This window comes from Mycobacterium sp. Marseille-P9652 (genome assembly GCF_902652685.1).
In the GTDB taxonomy this organism is placed as follows: Bacteria; Actinomycetota; Actinomycetes; order Mycobacteriales; family Mycobacteriaceae; genus Mycobacterium.
Map to the genome: position 1 here is coordinate 1 of NZ_CACRUY010000110.1, position 4,984 is coordinate 4,984.

Genomic DNA, 4,984 nt, shown 5'->3' on the forward strand with positions numbered 1-4,984 from the left:
GCCCCACACTCAACCTCGACACCCCCGCCCAACGACTCGCCCAACTCCTCGACCAAGCCGCCTGACCAGATGTTGCACTAACCGATTGACAATGCCCGGCGTGTCGTCGCAGCCGTTTACGTGTCGTCGGCCGGGCGTCGCCCTACACCCCGCGGAGGTAGAGCCTGGCGATGAGCCGCTGGCCCAGCCGCAGTACCGGTCCGCCCGCCTTGCTCCACCACGTCGCCGGGCGCGAGAACGCCGACACCTCGGCGAACACCGCATCGGTGGTGGGGTCGCGGCCGACCACGAAGCGTTCCTCGCCCGACTCCGGATGCCCCGGCAGCGTGCCGTAGGCGAAGCCGCGGACGTCGGGCTCGTCGATGACGTAGACGACGCGGCAGGGCGCGGGCACGAACCCCATCCGCACCACCACGACGGTGTCGACGTCGGCGACCTCCGAGCTCGCCTGCACCCGAAGCCGGGCCCCCCGCTGCATGCCCCAGCGCATGACGGCGTCGGCGGCCCGCTCGAAACGCTCTCGGCCCGAGCCGATTTGCTTCTCGACGCGCAGGTGGTCGTATCCGGCGGGCGGCTCGAGGGCCTGGGTCGCGCCCACCTCTCGGTACGTCAGGGGGAGTTCTTCGAGCGTTTGTAGATCCACGCGTCCAGCGTACGGTCGTAAAAGTGACCACTCAGACTGTTGCCCAAGCATCCGGAACCCTGACCATCGGCGGCGACCTGACCGTCAACCGACTCGGCTTCGGCGCCATGCGCCTGACCGGCAAGGGCGTGTGGGGCCCGCCCGCCGACCGCGACGAATGCGTGCGGGTCCTGCGGCGCGCCGTCGAACTCGGGGTGAATTTCATCGACACCGCCGACTCCTATGGCCCCTACGTCTCCGAGGAGATCATCCGCGAGGCGCTGCACCCGTACGACGGGCTGGTGATCGCCACGAAGGCCGGTCTGCTGCGCACCGGCCCGGACGCCTGGGACCCCCTGGGCTACCCGAGTTACCTGCGCCAGGAATGCGAGATGAGCCTGCGCCGCCTCGGCGTCGACACCATCGACCTGTTCCAGCTGCACCGCATCGACACGAAATTCCCGCTGGAAGACCAGATCGGTGAGCTCGTCGCGCTGAAGAACGAGGGCAAGATCCGCCACATCGGCCTGTCGGAGATCGACGTCGACCAGCTGACCGAGGCCCAGCGGATCACCGAGATCGTCTCGGTGCAGAACATGTACAACCTGGCCGCGCGCGGCGCCGAGAAGCTGGTGGACGCCACGACCGAGCAGGGCATCGCGTTCATCCCGTGGTTCCCGCTCGCGGCCGGCCCGCTGGCCGCCCCCGACGGGCCGCTGCAGCGCATCGTCGCCGAGCACGACGCCAGCCCTTCGCAGCTGGCGCTGGCCTGGCTGCTGAAGCGGTCGCCGGTGATGCTGCCCATCCCGGGCACGTCGAGCGTCGCGCACCTGGAGGAGAACGTCGCCGCGGCGCAGATCCAGCTGACCGACGAGGAGTTCGAGGCCATCTCGACCGCCGGGGGGCAGACGACGGTGTAGCTATCGCGCGAGCGTAGCGGCTTGAGTGCGGTTTGCGACGCCGAGCTTGACGAGGATCGAACTCACATGGCCGCCGGCGGTTTTGGGGCTGATATGCAGCGCGGCGGCGATCTGAGCGTCGCTTTTGCCGGCGGCGAGTAGCTCGAGTACTTGGCGTTCGCGGCGTGTCAACCCGTTGGGGTCGGCAAGCGTCTTGGCACCAGGGCCCCGAAGGGTGGTGCCGCGCAACGCCGCCAGGCGCTGCTGAGCGCGACGGGCCGCGGCGCGCGCACCGAGGCGGCGAAACGTCGCCAGCGCCGCTTCCACCGCGGCAATGTCGCCGCCGAGCTGAGCGATCGCTGCGTCGTAGGGGCAGTTGCGGCGTGTCAACGCCGCCGCAGCTTCTTGCCAGTCACCAGCATCCTCGGCTTCGCCGCCGGCCAGGCACATCCAACGCCGCAAGGGTTCGATCAGCCACGCATCGGCTTCGGTGGGGCGGGCCGCCAGCCCCGCCCGGGCCTCGGCACGCGCGGTGTCGTCGTCACCGGCCAACCACGCGGCCTCGGCGCGCGCCGCCCACACCTGCAGCCGGAGTACGTTGCCCGCGGTGGACTCGAGGGCTTGATCGAGCAGGTCCGCCGGCCGCTCGCCGCGGCGCGCGCGGATCAGTGCAAGCACAACGAGCGGCAGGATTCGGTGCTGGGGGCTCAGATCCGTGCGGGTCAGGACTTGCTCGGCGAGCAGTGCGGCCTCGATCCAACTGCCTCGGTGCAACCTGGTCAGGGCGTCCGCGCCGGTAAGCAGCGCCTGGAACATGACCAGGTCGTGGTCGTCGCAGAAGGCCGCTGCACGGGTGAGATAGTCCTCGGCGCGGGCGGGCTCGCGCCGCAGCGCGGCGGCCGACGATATGAGTACGCCCACCACCGCCGCATGTTCGGTCAGGACCGGACTGCCCAGTGCGTCGCGCCAGACCGCCTCGAAGTCGTCCCAGCCGGTGTCGCCGCGGAATACGCGGCCCATCGCCTGATAGCCGCGCGCCCGGATGACGACGGCGGGGTCGTCCAATTGGACGCCGAGAGTCAGTGCGCGCTCGGCGTATTCGGCGGCTGCCGCCAGGTCGTAGCTCACCACGGTGCAGGAGTGCGCCATGTTGATCAGCGACCAGGCCAGCTGCGGGGAGGGACCGAGATCGTCGAGTAGCCGAAGTGACGCGCGCCCCGCCTCGATGGCTTCGGAGGTGCGTCCGAGAGGCTCCAGCAGGTGGGACAGCCAGCGCAGGTCGTCGCCCTCTTCGAGTCGATGACCGAGTTGGTGGCGGACATCGATGGCCGCACGCCACGACGACATCGACGCCGTCGCCTGCCCGCACAAGTAGCTTTCGAACGCGTGGCGCTCCAGCCACTGCGCCTCCTGCGCGGGAGGGGCCGTGCCGCGATGCCGCAGCGTCAAGCCGTAGAGCTCGGCGGCCTCAGCGTGCGCGCCCAGCGCCGCGGCCCGCTCCGCCGCCGTCGGGCCGTAGCGTGTCACCGCGTCACGATCGCGGACTTGGTCGGCGTGAAAGACCAGCGCCGGCAACATGTTCGGGTCAATCGGTGGTTCGGCCAGTGCGACGAGCGCGCGCTTGTGCAGCAGCCGGCGCCGATAGTCAGGGATGCGAGACAGTGTGGCCAGCCGCGCCAACTCGTGGCGAAACCCGATCGCGTCCCCATCGTCGAGCAGCACCCCCGCGTCCAGGCATTCGTCGAGAGCCGCGCCCGCCCCCGGGCACACCTCTTGCACCAGCGCCGCGTCGGCGCGAGGTCCACAGACCGCGACCGCTTGTGCGGTCTCGCGCGCCTCCTTCGACAGCCGAACCAGCCTGCCCCACACAGCGTCTGAGACGCTGCTCGGCAAGGCGTTCAGATCCAGCGCGTCGACGCCGCAGGCCAACACCTCGGTGACGTAGAAGGGGTTTCCCCCGGTGAGACGATGTAGCTGGTCGGCATTGAACCCGCTGCCTGCAGCCAGGACCGCCACCGCATCTCGGCTCAATGGCTCCAACCCGACACGGCTGACCGTGGCGCAGGTCGCCATATCCCCCAGCGCCACGGATAGTGGGAGCTGGCGGTCAATCTCGTCGTCGCGGTAGGAAATCACCAACAGCAGCGGCAGCGACGCGATGCGTCGGGCTAGGAAGCGAATCAGATCCAATGTCGAACCGTCGGCCCAATGGGCGTCCTCAATAACCCACACCCAGCGCTGCCCGTCGCGCAATATCGCCAGTAGCCGCCGATACAACGCCCCGGTGTCGCCGGATTCGATCGCTGTGACCAGGCCGCCGGCCGCTGTGGACCCGAATCCGGCCAGCGCGTCGAGCAGCGGGCCCAACGGGCGCGGCGCCCCCAGCGGATCGCACCAGCCCATCAACAGCCGTTCCGAGCCGTCCAGCGCAGTCGTGAAGGCGTCGATCAGCGCCGTCTTCCCGACTCCGGCCTCCCCGCGCAGCAGCGCCACGCGGCCCTGGCCGCGACCCGCCGCGCGCGCCAGCCCGGCCAGCTCGGCCAGCGCCGCCTGTCGCTCCAACAAACACTCCACGGCCACTCGCTCCAGCTGGTTTCTACGGTGACTTCTGGAGGTGATGGAGCAAAAACAGGGAAAATTCCGGATCAACCGCGCCCGCCCGCCAGCGCACACTGTGGAGGGAACGCTCCGGGCGGCCCATGCGGCCTTACTGTAGCCGCGACGCCGCCCGGACGCGCCCGATACGGCTGCATTTGGGTGGGAGGCCGACATGTCGTTTGTGGTTGCGGCGCCGGAGTTTTTGTCGGCTGCGGCGGGGGACCTACAAGGGATCGGGTCCGCGCTGAGCGAGGCACACGCCGCGGCGGCCGGCCCGACGACTTCACTGCTGGCGGCGGGGGCCGACGAGGTGTCGGCGGCCATCGCGGCGCTGTTCGGCGGGCACGCCCAGGCTTTCCAGGCGGTGAGCGCGCAGGCGGCGTCATTCCACCAGCAGTTCGTCCAGGCCATGACCGCCGGTGCGGCGTCTTATGGGCAGGCCGAGGCCGTCAACGCCGCGCAGGCGGTCGGGCAGGAAGCCGCGGCCGCGGTCAATGCTCCCGCGCAAGCCCTGTTCGGCCGGCCGCTTATTGGCGACGGCACCCCGGGCGGCCCCGGTCAGGCCGGCGGGCCAGGCGGCCTGCTGTTCGGCAACGGCGGCCCCGGAGGCAACGGCCTGCCCGGCCAGGCCGCCGGCACCGGCGGTTCCGCGGGGTTGATCGGTGCCGGAGGGCCGGGCGGGGTGGGCGGCGCCGGCGCCCCCCGCGGCGCGGGCGGCACGGGCGGCTGGCTGGACGGCAACGGCGGTCCCGGCGGCCTCGGCGGGGCCGCGCCCGCGGGGCGCAAACGGGGCCCGCCCGGCCACCGCGGCAGCGGGGGGAAAGCCCTCCCCTTCCGCCAAGGCGGCCCCCGGGGGCCAGGCGGG

General features: G+C 71.0%; 4 protein-coding genes. 2 read left to right on the plus strand and 2 right to left on the minus strand.

Going from position 1 to position 4,984, the window contains the following annotated elements; translation table 11 throughout:
* Nucleotides 1-142 precede the first annotated feature (142 nt).
* Nucleotides 143-643 (minus strand): DUF1990 family protein, encoded by a 501-nt coding sequence (locus GPY60_RS26215; RefSeq protein ID WP_156690611.1) that lies wholly within the window; start codon nucleotides 641-643, stop codon nucleotides 143-145.
* Nucleotides 644-666: 23 nt separating this feature from the next.
* On the opposite strand from GPY60_RS26215, the gene GPY60_RS26220 reads away from it, so the two are divergent.
* Nucleotides 667-1,542 (plus strand): aldo/keto reductase, encoded by an 876-nt coding sequence (locus GPY60_RS26220; RefSeq protein WP_156690612.1) that lies wholly within the window; start codon nucleotides 667-669, stop codon nucleotides 1,540-1,542.
* Here GPY60_RS26220 and GPY60_RS27640 read toward each other — a convergent pair whose 3' ends face one another.
* Nucleotides 1,543-4,101, minus strand: coding sequence for a helix-turn-helix transcriptional regulator (locus tag GPY60_RS27640; RefSeq protein ID WP_370462835.1), 2,559 nt, complete (start codon nucleotides 4,099-4,101; stop codon nucleotides 1,543-1,545).
* 190 nt (nucleotides 4,102-4,291) lie between these two features.
* Between GPY60_RS27640 and GPY60_RS26230 the strand changes: the two genes are divergently transcribed.
* The coding region (locus tag GPY60_RS26230) for a PE family protein (RefSeq protein WP_156690614.1) at nucleotides 4,292-4,984 on the plus strand (693 nt) is incomplete at its 3' end.